The sequence below is a fragment of the Cellulomonas humilata genome, from assembly GCF_030814415.1.
GTDB classification, from domain to species: domain Bacteria; phylum Actinomycetota; class Actinomycetes; order Actinomycetales; family Cellulomonadaceae; genus Cellulomonas; species Cellulomonas humilata_A.
This window is the reverse complement of the sequence record NZ_JAUSVB010000004.1, coordinates 255,731-272,077: the sequence shown is the minus strand read 5'-3', so window position 1 is coordinate 272,077 and position 16,347 is coordinate 255,731. Positions and strand designations below refer to the sequence as shown.

At 71.6% G+C, this 16,347-nt stretch carries 16 protein-coding genes; 7 read left to right on the top strand and 9 right to left on the bottom strand.

From position 1 onward, the window contains the following. Nucleotides 1-63: 63 nt before the first annotated feature. The 5 genes from J2X26_RS15310 (at nucleotide 64) to J2X26_RS15290 (ending at nucleotide 6,483) form a co-directional block, all read left to right on the top strand. The gene (locus J2X26_RS15310) at nucleotides 64-993 is read left to right on the top strand and encodes an ABC transporter ATP-binding protein (protein ID WP_307493567.1); all 930 of its coding nucleotides are present in this window, start codon (nucleotides 64-66) and stop codon (nucleotides 991-993) included. Next, on the top strand, nucleotides 990-1,793 hold the full coding sequence (locus J2X26_RS15305) for a hypothetical protein (RefSeq protein ID WP_307493566.1): 804 nt from the start codon (nucleotides 990-992) through the stop codon (nucleotides 1,791-1,793). The genes J2X26_RS15310 and J2X26_RS15305 overlap by 4 nt, the downstream gene beginning before the upstream one ends. 35 nt (nucleotides 1,794-1,828) lie before the next feature. After that, nucleotides 1,829-2,596 carry a hypothetical protein gene (locus J2X26_RS15300; protein WP_307493565.1) on the top strand — a complete coding sequence of 256 codons (768 nt, stop codon included), beginning with the start codon at nucleotides 1,829-1,831 and terminating at the stop codon, nucleotides 2,594-2,596. 444 nt (nucleotides 2,597-3,040) lie between these two features. Then, nucleotides 3,041-4,693: a glycoside hydrolase family 27 protein gene (locus J2X26_RS15295; protein ID WP_307493564.1), complete on the top strand. Its 1,653-nt coding sequence runs from the start codon at nucleotides 3,041-3,043 to the stop codon at nucleotides 4,691-4,693. Beyond that, on the top strand, nucleotides 4,690-6,483 hold the full coding sequence (locus tag J2X26_RS15290) for a family 43 glycosylhydrolase (RefSeq protein ID WP_307493563.1): 1,794 nt from the start codon (nucleotides 4,690-4,692) through the stop codon (nucleotides 6,481-6,483). Before J2X26_RS15295 ends, J2X26_RS15290 begins: the two co-directional genes overlap by 4 nt. A gap of 61 nt (nucleotides 6,484-6,544) precedes the next feature. Here J2X26_RS15290 and J2X26_RS15285 read toward each other — a convergent pair whose 3' ends face one another. From J2X26_RS15285 to J2X26_RS15265, 5 genes are all read right to left on the bottom strand, one after another. After that, on the bottom strand, nucleotides 6,545-7,486 hold the full coding sequence (locus J2X26_RS15285) for a hypothetical protein (protein WP_307493562.1): 942 nt from the start codon (nucleotides 7,484-7,486) through the stop codon (nucleotides 6,545-6,547). 89 nt (nucleotides 7,487-7,575) lie between these two features. Next, complete coding sequence (locus tag J2X26_RS15280; RefSeq protein ID WP_307493561.1) at nucleotides 7,576-8,847, bottom strand: glycoside hydrolase family 16 protein; 1,272 nt, start codon at nucleotides 8,845-8,847, stop codon at nucleotides 7,576-7,578. A gap of 145 nt (nucleotides 8,848-8,992) precedes the next feature. Next, nucleotides 8,993-9,853, bottom strand: coding sequence for a DUF3800 domain-containing protein (locus J2X26_RS15275; protein WP_307493560.1), 861 nt, complete (start codon nucleotides 9,851-9,853; stop codon nucleotides 8,993-8,995). A 188-nt stretch (nucleotides 9,854-10,041) separates the two neighbouring features. After that, nucleotides 10,042-10,689 (bottom strand): alpha/beta fold hydrolase, encoded by a 648-nt coding sequence (locus J2X26_RS15270; RefSeq protein ID WP_439897865.1) that lies wholly within the window; start codon nucleotides 10,687-10,689, stop codon nucleotides 10,042-10,044. Between the two features lie 212 nt (nucleotides 10,690-10,901). Further along, on the bottom strand, nucleotides 10,902-11,639 hold the full coding sequence (locus J2X26_RS15265; protein ID WP_307493558.1) for a RibD family protein: 738 nt from the start codon (nucleotides 11,637-11,639) through the stop codon (nucleotides 10,902-10,904). Nucleotides 11,640-11,751: 112 nt separating this feature from the next. Between J2X26_RS15265 and J2X26_RS15260 the strand changes: the two genes are divergently transcribed. After that, the gene (locus J2X26_RS15260; RefSeq protein ID WP_307493557.1) at nucleotides 11,752-12,576 is read left to right on the top strand and encodes a class I SAM-dependent methyltransferase; all 825 of its coding nucleotides are present in this window, start codon (nucleotides 11,752-11,754) and stop codon (nucleotides 12,574-12,576) included. Between the two features lie 49 nt (nucleotides 12,577-12,625). Here J2X26_RS15260 and J2X26_RS15255 read toward each other — a convergent pair whose 3' ends face one another. The 4 genes from J2X26_RS15255 to J2X26_RS15240 form a co-directional block, all read right to left on the bottom strand. Next, nucleotides 12,626-13,846, bottom strand: coding sequence for an RNA polymerase sigma factor (locus J2X26_RS15255; RefSeq protein ID WP_307493556.1), 1,221 nt, complete (start codon nucleotides 13,844-13,846; stop codon nucleotides 12,626-12,628). Beyond that, nucleotides 13,843-14,214: a YciI family protein gene (locus tag J2X26_RS15250; protein WP_307493555.1), complete on the bottom strand. Its 372-nt coding sequence runs from the start codon at nucleotides 14,212-14,214 to the stop codon at nucleotides 13,843-13,845. The genes J2X26_RS15255 and J2X26_RS15250 overlap by 4 nt, the downstream gene beginning before the upstream one ends. After that, the gene (locus J2X26_RS15245; protein WP_307493554.1) at nucleotides 14,211-14,882 is read right to left on the bottom strand and encodes a DUF998 domain-containing protein; all 672 of its coding nucleotides are present in this window, start codon (nucleotides 14,880-14,882) and stop codon (nucleotides 14,211-14,213) included. The genes J2X26_RS15250 and J2X26_RS15245 overlap by 4 nt, the downstream gene beginning before the upstream one ends. 219 nt (nucleotides 14,883-15,101) lie before the next feature. After that, the gene (locus tag J2X26_RS15240) at nucleotides 15,102-15,248 is read right to left on the bottom strand and encodes a hypothetical protein (RefSeq protein WP_307493553.1); all 147 of its coding nucleotides are present in this window, start codon (nucleotides 15,246-15,248) and stop codon (nucleotides 15,102-15,104) included. Nucleotides 15,249-15,314: 66 nt separating this feature from the next. Between J2X26_RS15240 and J2X26_RS15235 the strand changes: the two genes are divergently transcribed. Further along, the gene (locus J2X26_RS15235; protein ID WP_307493552.1) at nucleotides 15,315-16,319 is read left to right on the top strand and encodes a formylglycine-generating enzyme family protein; all 1,005 of its coding nucleotides are present in this window, start codon (nucleotides 15,315-15,317) and stop codon (nucleotides 16,317-16,319) included. The last annotated feature ends 28 nt before the right edge of the window (nucleotides 16,320-16,347 follow it).

Genomic DNA, 16,347 nt, shown 5'->3' with positions numbered 1-16,347 from the left:
ACGACGCGGAGCACCCCTTGCCCGGACGAGCCTGGATCTGTCACCACAGACCAGGAGAGAGACATGATCGAGGTCCAGCACCTCACCAAGACGTACGGGCACACCGCCGCCGTCGACGACGTGAGCTTCACCGTCCGGCCCGGGCTCGTCACCGGCTTCCTCGGCCCGAACGGCGCCGGCAAGTCCACCACCATGCGGGCGATCCTCGGCCTGGACCGGCCCTCGTCCGGCCGGGTGCTCGTCGACGGACGCGCCTACCGCGACCTCGTCGCACCCCTGTCCACGATCGGCGCCCTGCTCGACGCGCGGGCCCTGGACAAGCGACGCAGCGCGCGCAACCACCTGCGCGTCCTCGGCTCCACCGTCGGCATCGGCCGCCGCCGGGTCGAGCAGGTGCTCGAGCTCGTCGGGCTGACCGACGTCGCCGACCGCGCCGCGGGCGGCTACTCGCTCGGCATGGGTCAGCGGCTCGGGATCGCGGCCGCGCTGCTGGCCGACCCGGACATCGTCATGCTCGACGAGCCCGTCAACGGCCTCGACCCCGACGGCATCCTGTGGATCCGCACGCTCCTGCGCGACCTCGCCGCCGAGGGCCGGACCGTCTTCCTCTCGTCGCACCTGATGAGCGAGATGGAGCTCACCGCCGACCACCTCGTCGTGATCGGCAAGGGCCGCATCATCGCGGACGTGCCGATGACGGAGCTCCTCGCGGGGGTGGGGGAGAACCGGGTGTGCGTGACCGCGCCTCAGGCCGACCGGCTCATCGGTCTCCTGACCAGCCCGGACGTCAGCGTCCTCCAGAAGGCGCCGCACGTCCTCGAGGTCACCGGCGTCCCCGCCGCGACCATCGGCGAGGTCGCCGCCCTGCACGGGATCGCCCTGCACGACCTGCACCCGGCCACCGCCTCGCTCGAGGAGGCCTACATGAACCTCACCCACGCCTCGGTCACCCACCGCGGCACGCCCGTCCTCACAGGAAGTGCCGTCCGATGACCACGACCCTGCCGTTCCTCGACGCCCGCGACCTGCGCCTGACCACCAGCCGCGCCGTCCGCTCCGAGTGGCTCAAGCTCACGACCCTGCGGTCCACCTGGTTCACCACCGGCGCCCTCGTCCTCGTCCTGGCCGTGCTCGGCATCCTCGGCGCCGCCAGCGTCCCGGCGGCAGCCGTCACCGGTCCCGCGGACACCTTCCCCGCCCTGCTGGGCGGTACCGGGCTCGCCGTCCTCGTCGTCGGCGGCCTCGGCGCGCTCGTCGGCGCACGCGAGCACGCCTCGGGCATGATCCGCACCACCCTCGCCGCCGTCCCGGACCGACCCCGCGTCCTGCTCGCCAAGGCCACCGCGCTCGTCACGCTGCTCGCGCCGGCGACCGCACTCGGCTACGCCATCGCCGCGGTCGTCGGCTCGGCGTACCTGCGGTCGACGGGCATCCCGACGCTCGCGCTGACCGACCCCCTCGCCCTGCGTGCCCTCGCCGGGTCGGTCGTCTACCTGGTCGGCGTGGGCCTCATCGGGATGGCCGTCGGGGTGCTGCTGCGCACCGTCGCCGGCGCTGTCGCCACGGTCGTGGGAGTCGTCCTGCTCCTCCCGCAGATCCTCACCGCGCTCCTGCCCGAGTCCTGGGCGCACCTCCTCGAGCTCCTCCCGTCCTCGGCAGGCCAGGCGATCACCTCGCTCACCGCCGGCACCGGTTCCACCCTGACGCCCGGCGCAGGGCTGGCCACCTTCCTGGCGTGGGTGGTGGCCGCGCTCGCGGCCGCCGCTCTCGTCCTCACCCGTCGCGACGCCTGAGCGCGTCGTCCACCACCCGAACGAGGTCCCTTCCCATGCACACCGCCCGTACTGCCGCCGCCGTCGTCCTGCTCGCCGCCGCCCTCGTGGGCGGGGGAGCGGCCACCGCCTTCGCAGCGTCCGACCAGCCGGTCGCCACGTTCCAGGGTCTGCAGCTTCCTGACGGCCACGAGCTCGGCGCGGCCACGGAGGTCGTCGTGACCTACACGTTCCGCGGAGTCAGCGACTCGGTCCGGCTGCTCGTCGGCGACGACCTGGGCCACGGGTCGTACCTGCCCTGGTCCGCCGTCGCGGGGCTGCCGACGGACTCGTGCGTCACCTCGGTCGTCCTCAGCGGGGACGCCGAGCGGGACAGCTACGTCGGGAGAGCCCCGGTCTGCGGTATCGACGCGAGCACGAGGACTGTCGGCCCGCCGGAGACGGTGACTCCGCCCGTGACCGTGACCCCCGAGTCCGTCGTCCCGCCGGAGACGGTGGCCCCGGCGGAGACCGTCCCCCCGGAGACGATGGTCCCGTGGACCGCCATCGAGGTCGACGCGGTGACGCCGCCCGTGGAACCGCGGGCCTGGGTGGCGGCCGACCCCGAGCCGCAGCCTGTCGCGGTGTCGCAGTCGACCGTCACGACCGAGACCGCCGACGCACCGTCGTCGCCTCAGCCCCAGGAGGCGGTGACGACCAGCGTCCGCGTGGAGCGGCTCGCGCAGACCGGCAGCGACGGACGGGTCTACGGGATCGCCGCGGCCGCGCTGGTCGGCGTGGGCGCCGCCCTGGTCGGCGCTCGGAAGCGGCTCGCTCACCGCTGACGACGCGGCCGCGCCGCGGGGCCGGTGCCGGTGTCCTCCGCCGGCCCCGCGGCGTCCGTCGCCCTCCGCTGCTCCTCGGCCGTCGACGGTTCCCACCGTCTGGAGGGCCAGGATGAGCCAGCGCACAGGCCGTTGGTCACCGATGGCGACGTGGAGCCGGTGGAGGTCCGGATCGGCACACGAAACGTTTTATCGGTACATGTGAGCGATAACATCGCCGCGTCGCGATGGCAACGACGCCATCACCGGAACGACGGAGTGCGACGACGGCGACGACCGCGACCCGGCCCCCCGCCGCCAGGGAGGGCCATGCCTCGCCCGAGGAGGGCACCCGCACGCCAGACGTGGTCGGACCCCCCGGCCACGACGGGCCCCGGCCCGTGCAGGACGCGCCGCGCCGGCGAGCGCCGGCTCCGCTCACGTCCCCGGAGCAAGGAGATGCACGTGCGTACACCCACGAGATGGTTAGCGACCGTCGTCGGCGTCCTGGCGCTCACGCTCGCCACGGTGACGACCGACGCGGTCGTCGCTCCACGACAGGCCCAGGCGCTCGACAACGGCGTCGCCCGAACGCCGCCGATGGGCTGGAACACCTGGAACACCTTCGGCTGCAACATCAACGAGACGCTCATCCGCCAGATGGCCGACGCGATCGTGAACACAGGGTTGCGCGACCTGGGGTACAAGTACGTCGTCGTCGACGACTGCTGGTTCAACCCCAACCGGGACGCGCAGGGGAACCTGCAGGGGGACCCGCAGCGGTTCCCGAGCGGCATGAAGGCCCTCGGCGACTACCTGCACGCCCGTGGTCTGCTGTTCGGCATCTACCAGGGCCCGCTCGACCAGACCTGCGCCCAGTACTTCGACGCCTACCCCGGCTCCACCGGCAGCCTCAACCACGAGTACCAGGACGCCCGGCAGTTCGCCGCCTGGGGTGTCGACTACCTCAAGTACGACTGGTGCTCGCCGACGGGCACCATCGCCGAGCAGGTCTCCCGGTTCAACATCATGCGTGACGCCCTCGCGTCCACGGGCCGGCCGATCGTCTACAGCATCAACTCGAACAGCATCCACTCCAAGACCGGCCCGCAACGGAACTGGAGCGACGTCGCCAACCTCTGGCGGACCACCGAGGACATCACCAACACCTGGAACTCCGGCCAGACCAACGGCTACCCGATGGGCATCCAGAACATCGTCAACATCACCGTGCCGCTGGCGGGCTACGCCGCACCGGGTGGGTTCAACGACCCCGACATGCTCGAGGTCGGCAACGGCGGCATGAACGACACGGAGATGCGCAGCCACTTCGCCCTCTGGGCCATGCTCGCCGCGCCGCTCATGATGGGCAACGACGTGCGGTCGGCCAGCACGGCGACCCTCGACATCCTGCGCAACGCCAACCTGGTCGCGATCAACCAGGACACCCTCGGCAGGCAGGCGGTCCAGGTGTCCGACGACGGCACCCGCCGTGTCCTGTCCAAGCGGCTGGCCAACGGTGACGTCGCCGTCGCCCTGTTCAACCAGGGCAGCTCCACGACGACGATCTCCACCACGGCCGCGGCGGTCGGCAAGAGCGGCAGCTCCTTCACGCTGCGCGACGCCTGGACCAACGCCACCTCCACCACCACCGGCACCATCTCCGCGAGCGTCCCGGCGCACGGCACAGCGGTCTTCCGGGTCAGCGGCGGCGGCATCACCGACCCGACCACCCCGACCACGTTCCGGCTGCGCAGCCAGGCCTCCGCGCGGTGCCTCGACCTCGACCGGGCCAACTCCGCCAACGGCACGGCGGCGTTGATCTGGGACTGCCACGGCAACGCGAACCAGCAGATCACCCAGACCGGGTCGACCCTGCGGATCCTCGGCAAATGCCTCGACATCCCGCTGACCGCGGTCAACGGCACGCGCGTGCAGGTGTGGGAGTGCAACGGCGGCACCAACCAGCAGTGGACGCTCAACAGCAACGGCACGGTCAGCAACGGGCGCTTCCCGGGGCTGTGCCTCGACGTCAACGCGGGGGCGACCGTGAACGGCACGCCCGTCATCGTGTGGTCGTGCCACGGCGGCACCAACCAGCGCTGGACCCGGGCATGACGCGCCGTCGTCGCTCGCTCGTCGCGCTGGTCGTCGCCTTCGTCTGCGGCATCACCCTGCTGCCGGCGCCCGCGCAGGCGGACAACCCGATCGTCCAGCACCTCTACACGGCCGACCCGGCACCGCTGGTCCACAACGGCCGGGTGTACCTCTACACCGGGCACGACGAGGACGCCTCGACGTACTTCACGATGAAGGACTGGAGGGTCTTCTCGTCGGCGGACATGGTCAACTGGACGGACCACGGCTCCCCGATGTCGCTGGCGACCTTCTCCTGGGCGGACGCGAACGCCTGGGCGGGGCAGACCGTCGAGCGCAACGGGAAGTTCTACTGGTACGTCCCGGTGCGGCAGCGGTCGAACGGCCAGATGGTCATCGGTGTCGGGGTGAGCGACAGCCCGACCGGTCCGTTCCGCGACGCGCTCGGCCGTCCGCTCGTCGGCACCAACGAGATCGACCCGTCCGTCATGATCGACGACGACGGGCAGGCCTACCTGTACTGGGGCAACCCCAACCTCTGGTACGTCCGGCTGAACGCCGACATGATCTCGTACTCCGGCAGCCCGACGAAGATCCCGCTCACCACCGCGGGGTTCGGGACGCGCACCGGCAATGCCAGCCGCCCGACCCTCTACGAGGAAGGTCCGTGGGTCTACAAGCGCGGCGGGCAGTACTACAACGTGTTCGCGGCCAAGTGCTGCTCCGAGTTCCTCGGCTACTCCACATCACCCGGGCCGACCGGGCCGTGGACCTACCGGGGCACGGTCATGCCCACGCAGGGCAGCAGCTTCACCAACCACGCCGGCATCGTCGACTTCCGGGGAGGGTCGTACTTCTTCTACCACAACGGTGCGCTGCCGGGAGGTGGCGGGTACACGCGGTCCGTGGCCGTCGAGAAGTTCAGCTACAACGCCGACGGCTCCATCCCGACGCTCTCCATGACGGCGACGGGCGCGCCGCAAGTGGGCACACTCGACCCCTTCGTCCGGCAGGAGGCCGAGACGATCGCGTGGGGCTCCGGGATCGAGACGGAGCCGTCCACGGAGGGCGGGATGAACATCGGCTGGCTCGAGAACGGGGACTACGTCAAGGTCAAGGGCGTCGCGTTCGGCACCGGCGCCTCCTCGTTCTCGGCACGGGTGGCCTCCGCCACCACGGGCGGGCGGATCGAGGTGCGGCTGGACAGCGCGAGCGGTCCTGTCGTCGGCACCTGCACCGTCGGCGGCACCGGGGGGTGGCAGGCCTGGACGACGACCACCTGCCCGGTCACCGGGGCCACCGGGACGCACGACCTGTTCCTGCGGTTCACCGGTGGCAGCGGCACCCTGTTCAACGTGAACTGGTGGCAGTTCGGCGGGGGCGGCAGCACCACTCCCACGGCGTACCGCGTGACCAACCGCAACAGCGGGCAGGTCATGGACGTCCAGCAGGCCAGCACCGCGGACCTCGCGGTGATCGGGCAGTGGACGGGCACCGGCACGGCGTGGCAGCAGTGGCGCTTCCTCGACGCCGGCAACGGCAACGTCCGGCTGCAGAGCGTGCACAGCGGCAAGTGCATCGACGTCTCCGGTGCGTCCGTCGCCGACGGCGCAGCCATCATCCAGTACACCTGCCACAACAACCTCAACCAGGTCTTCACCTGGCGATCGACCGGGGACGGCTACGCCAACCTGGTCAACCTCAACAGCACCAAGTGCCTCACCGTGGTCAACGGCTCCACCGCAGCGGGAGCCGCGCTGGAGCAGCGGACGTGCACCACGGCGACGAGCATGAAGTGGTCCCGCTCGTGAGCCGGCCCCGCTGACTGGGCGCTCGGGGGCGACGGTGCATGCCGTCGCCCCCGGTCCGGTGTCAGGCGCCGGCAGCCGCGCCGTCCGTCGCCTGCTGCTGCTCCTCGGCCGTCGGCGGTTCCCACTTCTGGAGGGTCTGGATGAGCCAGAACGCGACGAACAGCCCCAGCTCCCACAGCTCCGCGATGATGACGGCGTACTCCGACGCGAACACCAGCTCCGCGACGACGGCGATGACGATCCCGCCGGCGACCATGAGCCAGAAGATCCACTGGTACGTGCCCGTGCCGTCGCCCGTCCTGCCGGAGTCCCTGCGCTTCTTCGACCTCTCCGTGGGCGGGCGCATGGAGCCGGTCCGTGCGGGCCAGGCGTAGCTCGCGACCGCGGTCGCCATGCTCGCGATGAGCAGCACGGCCGCAGCGACGTGGACGTTGTCGAAGGTCTCTCCTTCGAGCGTGCGCCACACGAGCAGGACGATGAACGCGACCGCGAGCACGGTGGAGATCCGGAAGAACCATCTGGTCACGGTGTTCTTGCGCAGCTCCCGGTATGCCCAGTGACCCGTCCGCACCTCGACGGTGAGGAACGCGGCGCTGACGAGCAGGACGGCGGCGATCGTGACGCGCAGTGATGCGATGACGTCGGCCCGCTCCTGCTCCGTCCCGAGCTTCGCCAGGGAGTGCGCCAGCTGGGTCGGGACGAACGCGACGAACAGCGCGTAGAAGCCGGCGAGGTTGAGGGCGTAGTCCTCGAGGGCTTCGCCGCGGTAGGCGACCAGGCACACGGCGATCCCGACCATGCAGCCGACGAACACGTCCCGCATCGGGCCCAGGTAGTAGGCGCTGATGGAGCCCTGGATCGAGTCGAGACCGAAGGCGAACGCTGCGCCGACCAGGCCGGTCAGCAGGAGCGCGGGAAGCGCGACGAGCATCGTGCGCAGGTGGCGGTACGTCTCGTGGGCGAAGTACGGGTCGTCCGAGGCCTTGAGCTGTTCGTTCGCCATGCTCGTGATGTTCCCGCTGGCCGGGGTGCCCGTCCAGACGCGCACGTCCGACAGCCCGGAGCGACCGGGCTGCCGGACGGCTCAGCGCGTCACAGGTACCACTGCTGGTTCGCACCTCCGTGGCAGTCCCACAGGTTCACGCGCTGCCCGTCGTGCACCGGCGTGCCGCCGACGGCATCGAGGCAGCGGCCCGACTGCGGGTTCTTCAGCGCACGGGTCCCGGAGTCGTACGTCCACTTCTGGGCGCCGGTCCCGTTGCACGTCCACAGCTGCACGACGGTCCCGTTGGCGGTCCCGCCGCCGCTGACGTCGAGGCACTTGCCCAGCGCGCGGACGGTGCCGTCGGAACCGCGGGTCCACTGCTGGGCGGCGTTGCCGTTGCAGCCGACGACCTGGATCGGGTTGCCGTCGTTCGTCTGCGCCCAGGGCACGTCGAGGCACAGCGAGTTCGCGACGCGGATCGTGCCCGTGCCGGTGGGGAGCGAGCCGCCGCCCCCGCCGCCGCCTCCCGAGCCGGAGCCGTTGTCGTAGACCCGGACGTAGTCGACCTTCATCTGCTGCGGGAACTGGGTCGTGCCGTCCGGGTAGCCCGGCCACTGGCCGCCGACGGCGACGTTGAGGATGAGGAAGTAGGCCTTGTCGAACACCCACGGGTTGCCGCCGACGCTGGCGGTGGTGACCTGGTGGAAGACGTTGCCGTCGACCGACCACGTGATCGAGCCGGGCTTCCAGTCCACGGCGAACGTGTGGAAGGTGTCCGCGAACGACCAGTTCTGCGGGTGCTGGTACGCGCCCGTGATGCCGCTGCCGCCGGAGTAGCCGGGGCCGTGCACCGTGCCGTAGACGCGGTGCGGCTCCTTGCCGACGTTCTCCATGATGTCGATCTCGCCGGAGGACGGCCACGCGTTCTGCGGGAAGTCGCCGCCGAGCATCCAGAACGCCGGCCAGATGCCCTGGCCGCGCGGGATCTGGATGCGGGCCTCGACGCGGCCGTACTTCACCTCGAACTTGTTGTTGCTCTGCAGCCGTGCGGACGTGTACGACCCGTCACCCTCCCGCCGGGCGGTGATGACGAGGTTGCCCTGCCCGTCGAGCGCGGAGTTGTTGCGGGACGTCGTGTAGTTCTGCAGCTCGGCGTTGCCCCAGCCGCCGGCCCCGGTGTCGTAGCTCCAGACGGCGGAGTCGGGGGCGCTGCCGGCGGAGCCGTTGAACTCCTGCGACCAGATGACGTCACCGATGGCGGCCTCGGCGGGGGTCGAGGTCGTGGCCACGAGCCCGGCGGCGACCAGGGCGGCGGCTCCGAGTGCCGCGGCGAGGGCGTGTGCTCGGTGGGTGGCGGTGCGTGGGCGTACGGGATGCATCGTTGCCTCCTGGAACCGTTCGGCGATCGGACAGGGAGGGGAGCTGCTGCCCGTTGACACGTGTCACGACGCTGCGCACGCGTGGGGGCGACCTGTCCGTTTTGCGAGACAGTAACGGTGAGTGTTACTGACTGGCAAGTAACTGTTACTGGAGAACGTTCTCCGGCTCGTGGCGGTCGCTGAAGCAGCGGTGGGCGATCCCGGCCAGCAGGTCGGCGACCTGGACGCGCGGGTCGTCCCGCGAGTCGACCTGCCGGAACGAGCGCATCGGTGCCGGCGACGGGGACACGGCCTCGGCGAGGAACGTCCCCAGCCGGGCCACCCGGCCCCGGGTCAGCGCGCTCTGCTCGTCATGCACCACCGCGATCGATCCTGCTCGGGCGCTCCAGAACAGCAACGTCTCGGCGAGGGCCGGCACCAGCGGCTCCAGCGGTGGCGGGTATGCAGGATCACCGTCGACCAGCCGGACCATCACCCCCTCGACCAGCCCGGTCGTCAGGTCGTGCAGCACCGGCACATCGGCGGGTATCGCCGCGACGAACCGATCGATCGCGTCGCGGTCGACCATCCGGAGCCGCTTCGTCCGGGCGAGGTCGACGAACGCCGCGAGGAACCCCCGGTGGCCCCGGAGCGCGCGCACGGCAGCGGAGTGGTCTCGGCCCAGGCTCGTGCCCGCCCCGTACGACGGCTCCTCCGTGAACAGCTCGAGCACCCGGGCCGCCACGAACGCGGTCTTGTCGGTCACGTGGACGTGCGAACGACCGCGGAGCGTCGCGAGGAACCACTCCAGCGCCGGACGCTGGTCCGTCCGCAGCAGCCGGCCGGACTTGTACTCGGACCGACCGCCTGGTGGGGACCGCAGTGCGGCGACCACGTCGGTGGCCTCGGGCACCGACAGGTCGGTGCTCGCGTGGACGAGCACGGGCGAGAGGGGGTCGAGGAGGTTGCTGCCGGAGAACCCGGACTCGTCACACGCGATCTCGACCCACGACGAAGGAGAGGTCATGGGGTAGCTGCTTCCGGCCGTCGGGGCGCGCACATGCACCCGTCGTGGTGACGGGCGCGATCAGGTGAGCAGATCCGCGATCAGTGATCGGCAGCGGCCGGAGCAGACATGCGACCCATGCTCACTCCGCACGGCCGGCTGCGCCAGCGGTTTCGGGGGTGGCCCACCGGCTGACCGGTCGCCACACGTCAGGAACGACGCGGAACCAGCAGGACCCGGCTCAGGCCGGGCTGGTCGGGGTCGTCGTCGACGCCGTCGAGCCAGGACGAGATGACGTGCGCGAGCTCTCCGGGGTGGCTGAAGTTCACCGAGTGCGCGGCGCCTTCGATGAGTGCGACGGTCGTGTCGGGACGGCGCGTCATCTCGCCGAAGAGCGTGACGGCGTTGACGACGCCGAACCGGAGGTAGCCGGGCACGGCGACGCGCGCCATGCCGTGGTTCTCCCGGACCGCGTCCACGGCGAGCTGGCCGGCGGCCCGGTAGAGCGGCTGGTTCTGGGCGCGACCGGCGGGGGAGATCGGGACCATCCGGTCGACGCGGTCGGGCGCCGTGTGCGCGACGTCGAGGATCACCGGGCAGCCCATCGAGTTGCCGACGAGCACGACCTTCTCCAGCTCGAGCTCGTCGAGGATCTCGGGCAGCGCGTTCGCCAGGGCGGGGATCCGGAGCGTGTAGGTCCAGTTCTCGCTCTTGCCGTAGCCGGGCAGGTCCGGGACGACGTTGAGGGCCCGGCGGGCCAGCAGGCGCGCGGTCGGCATGAGACAGGTTCCCGAGATCGCGAAGCCGTGGACGTGCACGGTGGGCAGCGCACCGGCGACCTCGGCGCTGCGGCGGATGTGCTGCGCCTTCCCACTGAAGGCTGCCAGCGCGGTACGCCTCAGCCGATGGTCGAGTGCACCGCACCGTCGAGGTGGCTCGCATCATGCACACCGCGTGAACGACCGCTCTGTCCTGAGGTGCGCGACGACGCCGCGGGTGCCCCGTGGATGATCTGACCGCTGCGCACGCCGAGCTCGGTCACCACCACGAGAGCCGCTCGCATCCTCGGTCAGCGCACGACCGCATAGCTCGCCAGGACCGACCCGTGCGACCCGACCTCGACGTGCGTCGCGCGCAGTGCGATCGGGCTGGTTCCCGGCCGGCGCTCCGGCCCGTCCATGATCGACGGGGTGCTCAGCCCGCCGACCAGGCCGGGAACAGTGAGGACGTGCAGCTCGTCGACGAGCCCGGCGTCGAGGAGCGCACCGTTGAGCCCTCCTCCGGACTCGGCGACGACGCACTCGACACCGAGCACCTCACGGAGCCTGATCAGCGCCAGCTCGAGGTCGACCCGGGCCGTCCCCACGACCAGGTACGGGATCTCCTCGCGTCGGAGGTGGGCGAGGTAGGTCGAGGGGGTGCTCCTCGACACCAGCACCAGCAGGCTGGTGATCGCGTCGCCCTTGTGGCTCCACGGCACGCGGCCCCGCCCGTCGACCACCACGAACCACTTCGGTGTCCGGTGAGGCACGAAGTCCGTCCACGCCTGGCCGTCGGTGTCCGGCAGCTCGACCGGACCGGCGGTGCCGGCGACGAACGTGCCGCTGCCTTCGAGGACGGCGGTCGGCTGGAGCCGTTCGATCGCGGTCGCGCGTCGGGCCAGCAGCTCCTCCACGTCCGGCGGCCAGATCGACCTCCATCGGCGGTCGACGTCGTCGTCGAGCAGCCGTTCCTCGCGACCGAGGCTCACCCGGCCGTCGACCGTCGCCGTGACGGACAGCACTACCCGTGGACGCGTCGATGCCATCGCGACACGGTAGGTCGAGGCACCCACATGTCCAGCGACGTCCTGGCGAGCCGTCACCGGCAGCGCGGCGCCTCCCTTGTCCGCCCCTGCCGCGCGATGCGATGGTGACCGGATGGCGCAGCCGCAGGGCATCGTCGGCGTGTTCGACCGAGCGGCCGACGTCTACGACGCCGTGGGCGTGCCGTGGTTCGGCCCCATCGCCGCAGGTCTGGTCGCCGAGCTCGACGTCCGGCCGGGCGAGCGCGTGCTCGACATCGGCTGCGGCCGGGGAGCGGCACTGCGACCGCTGGCGCTCGCCACCGGCCCCGGCGGCCGTGCCGTCGGCATCGACCTGGCGCCGCGGATGGTGGAGCTGACGGCACGCGACCTGGCCGCCTTCTCACACGTCGAGGTCGTCGTGGGCGACGCCCGCGCTCCCGGCTTCGCCGCTGCGTCCTTCGACGTCGTCGCCGCCTCGCTGGTCCTGTTCTTCCTGCCGGACCCTGTGGCCGCGCTCGACGCATGGTCCGCGCTGCTCGTTCCCGGAGGCCGCCTGGGGGTCACGACGATCGGCTCGCAGGACGAACGATGGCGCCGGGTCGACGAGCTGTTCCTCCCGTACCTGCCCCCGGCCATGCTCCACGGCCGGGCCAGTGGCCTGGGCGGACCGTTCGGGTCCGACCGTGGGATGGAGGAGCTGCTGGCCGGTGCCGGCCTTGCCGACGTCAGGACGGTCAGCCGGACGGTCGAGGCCGTCCTGCGCGACGCTGATCACCTCGTCGAGTTCTCGTGGTCGCACGGGCAGCGGGCCATGTGGGAGGTCGTCCCACCCGAGGCGCACGACGAGATCCACGCCCAGCTCGTGGCCCTGGCAGGCTCGATCACCGACGCCTCCGGACGGCTCGCCCTGGGCGGCGAGATCCGCTACACGCTCGGTGCGCGTCCCGCAGTCGCCTGACCCGCTCGTGCGCTGTCGGCAGCAGGGGGCCAGGGGAACCTCGGCGAGCTCACTGCCGCTCGGCATCGGCCGACGCGGCCTGCTCGAGCAGGTAGGTGCGCTCCACGGCGTTCGACGTCAGCGATGCCGCCGTCCGAAAGTGCTCGGCCGCCCCGTGAGGATCGCCGAGCTGGTCGAGCAGATGGGCACGGACAGCGTGGAACCGCTGGGCGGTGAGGTCGTCGGAACCCAGCCGGGCCTGCTCGTCGAGCAGCTGGAGCCCGCGCTGCGGTCCGAGGGCATGGGCCACGGCGACGACCCGACCGAGCCGGACCGGTCCGGTCGGGCTGAGCTGTTCGAGGACGGCGTAGAGGCCGGCGACCTCGACCCAGTCGGTGTCGCCGGGTGTGGCGTGCAAGGCGGCGATCGCGGCCTGGACGCGGAACGGGCCGGGACTCGGCCGCGCCCAGGCGCTGTCGAGCAGTGCGACGCCTTCGGCGACGAGTGCCGCGTCCCACCGGCTGCGGTCCTGCAGGTCGAGAGGGACGAGCCGGCCGTCGGGGTCGGTGCGCGCAGCACGTCGTGACTCGGTCAGGAGCATGAGGGCGAGCAGGCCGGCGGCCTCGGGGTCGGTCGGCTCAGCGTCGACGAGCAGCCGGGTGAGCCGGATGGCCTCGTGCGCAAGGTCCACGCGGCCGAGCTCGTCCCCCGCGGTCGCGGTGTAGCCCTCGTTGAACACGAGGTACAGCACGTGGCGGACCGCGGCGACCCGGTCGGCGCGGTCGGACGCGGCCGGCGGCGTGAACCTCGCCCCCGCCGCGGCCAGCTGCTGCTTGGCGCGGCTGATCCGCGTGCCCATCGTCGCCTCGCTGACGCCGTAGGCGTGCGCGATCTCGCGGGTGCTGAGCCCACCCACGGCTCGCAGCGTCAGAGCGACCTGGGACACCGGGCTGAGCGTCGGGTGGCAGCAGAGCAGCAGCAGGGTGAGGCTGTCGTCATCCGAGCGGCCAGGAGGAACGGCGACGTCGGCCACTCCCAGCTCCAGCTCACGTCGGCGCCGAGCCTGCTCGGACCGCAGCAGGTCGACCATGCGTCGGTAGCCCACGCGGACGAGCCAGGATCGTGGGTTCTCGGGCACCCCGTCGGCGACCCACTGCGTGCTGGCCGCGAGCAGCGCCTCCTGGACGGCATCCTCCGCCACGTCGAACCTGCCGAACCGGCGTACGAGCGCCCCGAGGACCTGCGGTGCCTCGCGGCGCAGCAGGCTCTCGGTGGCGGGGTCCAGGGTCATGCGGCGAAGTCGGCACCCATGATCGGCCGGATCTCGATCGGCTCGCCGAGCAGGTCGACGATGCGGGAGACGATGTCGACGGCGCGTTCCTGTGAGGCGACGTCGATGACGGCGTAGCTGGCGAGGACCTCCTTCAGCTCGGCGAACGGTCCGTCGGTGGCGACGACGCCGGTTGCCGTCCTGGTCACCGTGACGCTCACGGCGGGATGGCCGAGGCCTTCCGTGGAGACGAACTCCCCGGAGGCGATCAGCTCGTCCTGGAAGGTCTGGTAGACCGCGAACGCGGCCAGCGCCTCGGGAGTCGGGGTGTCGGCGGTCGCGGCATCCCACGTGTCGGCGGGCGTGTACGCGAGCAGCAGGTACTTCATCGGGCGCCTCCTCCGTGGACCGTGGACCCACGGTAGAGCCGGACGGCCAGCGCGGTCGTCCAGGTCAGTGCGACAAGTCCGGTGAGTGCGAGCTGGATGCTCACGTACTGCGGCGGGCTGGGCAGCAGGAGGACGATCGTCGTCAGGCCGCTCAGGATCGCAGGCACGACCGCTCGGCCGCGGACGGCGTGGACGGTGGCGGCGCCGGTCGCGACGGCAAGACCGAGGAACGCGACGACGGCGGCCGTGCTGTGCACCACGCCGTGCCAGGACATGGCTCCGGCGTCGCCGGACGTGCCGTCCGGGAAGCCGTGGGCGGGATCTGTGGGGAAGAGGCCCGCGACGGTCAGCCCCACGCCGAGGATCATCACGCCGACGGCGACCGTCCGGCGACCCGTGACGAGGTCGCGGGATCGCAGAACGGCGACGCCGAGGGCCACCAGACCCACCCCGGTGGCGATGAAGGTGAGCATCTGCACCCACCCGAGATCGCCGGTCGAGAGCTGGCTGAGGGCGTGGATGCGCAGGTCGAAGCCGTCGCGGGTGAGGGCCTGCGCGATGCCGGACGCGACGAAGAGCGGGCCGGCGACGATCCCGGCGACGACGAGGCGCCGGTCGTCCGTGCGGGTCTGGTGCTGGGGCGAGCGGTCGAGCGTGGTGATGGACATGGCGGTTCCTTCGGTCAGCGGATCGGTCGGTCGCTGATACCTCGGAGCCGCCGGCTCGATCTCGACATCGGGCACGTCGGCCGTGACGGACCCCGGTTTGAGCTCCTACCCCAGTGGCTCGACGCCCGGCGGAACTCGAGCGACGTCGACGGTGACCGGGTCGTTGTCGAAGCGGTCCAGCGAGACCCACGCCACCGGACGGCTCTCCGACGCGGCCCACTACGCGAGCAGCGTCGACCCGTACCCGGCCGGCGCGGTGATACCGACGAAGCGTCGAGCCTTCGACCGCGCGGCCACGACGAGACCCGCGCGGTTCACCGTTCCCGGTCGCACGTCGGGGATCGAGAGCGTGGACTCGAGCAGCACGGCGTCGATCCGCGCAGGTCGCTCGGAAGGTCGTGCGGCGTGCGCATCTATGAGGAAGATGGCGTCGTGACCACCGCCCACGCGTGCTGCGCGCCCGGAGCCGGGCACGACCACGGTCCGGCCGCCATCGTCCTGGGCGCCCCCAGGCTCGCGCGCGACGACGTGGCGACGCTGCGCGCCGCCCTCACCGGGGCCATGGTCGACGTCCCCGGCGGCGAGTTCGTCATGGGGCACGACGGGCCGGACGGCTACGCGTCCGACGGCGAGGGGCCGGCCCACGTCGTCCGGCTCCGTCCGTTCCGGATCATGCGCACGACCGTGACGAACGCGCAGTTCGCGGGCTTCGTCGACGCGACGGGCTACCGCACCGAGGCGGAGGCGTACGGCTGGTCCTTCGTCTTCGCCGGGTTGCTGCCCGACGACTTCCCGCCCACCCGCGCAGTCGCTGCGACGCCCTGGTGGCGCCAGGTCGAGGGTGCGGACTGGCGTCACCCCGAGGGGTCGCACTCAGACGTCGGCGACCGGGCGGACCACCCCGTCGTCCACGTCAGCTGGTCGGACGCCTCGGCGTTCGCCGCCTGGGCAGGCGTGCGACTGCCCACCGAGGCCGAGTGGGAGCGCGCGGCCCGCGGTGGCCGCGACGGTGCGCACTACCCGTGGGGTCACGAGCGGGAACCCGGCGGCGAGCACCGGATGAACGTGTGGCAGGGGGAGTTCCCCACCCGGAACACCCTCGCTGACGGGTATCTGGGCACAGCGCCGGCGGCCGCGTTCGCGCCCAACGACCTCGGGCTGCACAACACCACCGGCAACGTCTGGGAGTGGTGCCAGGACTGGTTCGCGACGGACGCGTACCGCTCGTCGGCCGGCTACGACCCGACGGGGCCGGCGCAGGGTTCGGCTCGAGTGATGCGGGGCGGCTCGTACCTCTGCCACGAGTCGTACTGCTTCCGCTACCGGGTCGACTCGCGCAGCTCCAGCTCTCCGGACTCCTCGGCCGGCAACGTCGGGTTCCGCTGCGTCACCGATGCGGTCTCCTGTGCTGCCGACGACGTCGCCCCTAGTGTCTAGGGAAACGGGCGAATCGCCCGGTTCCGGA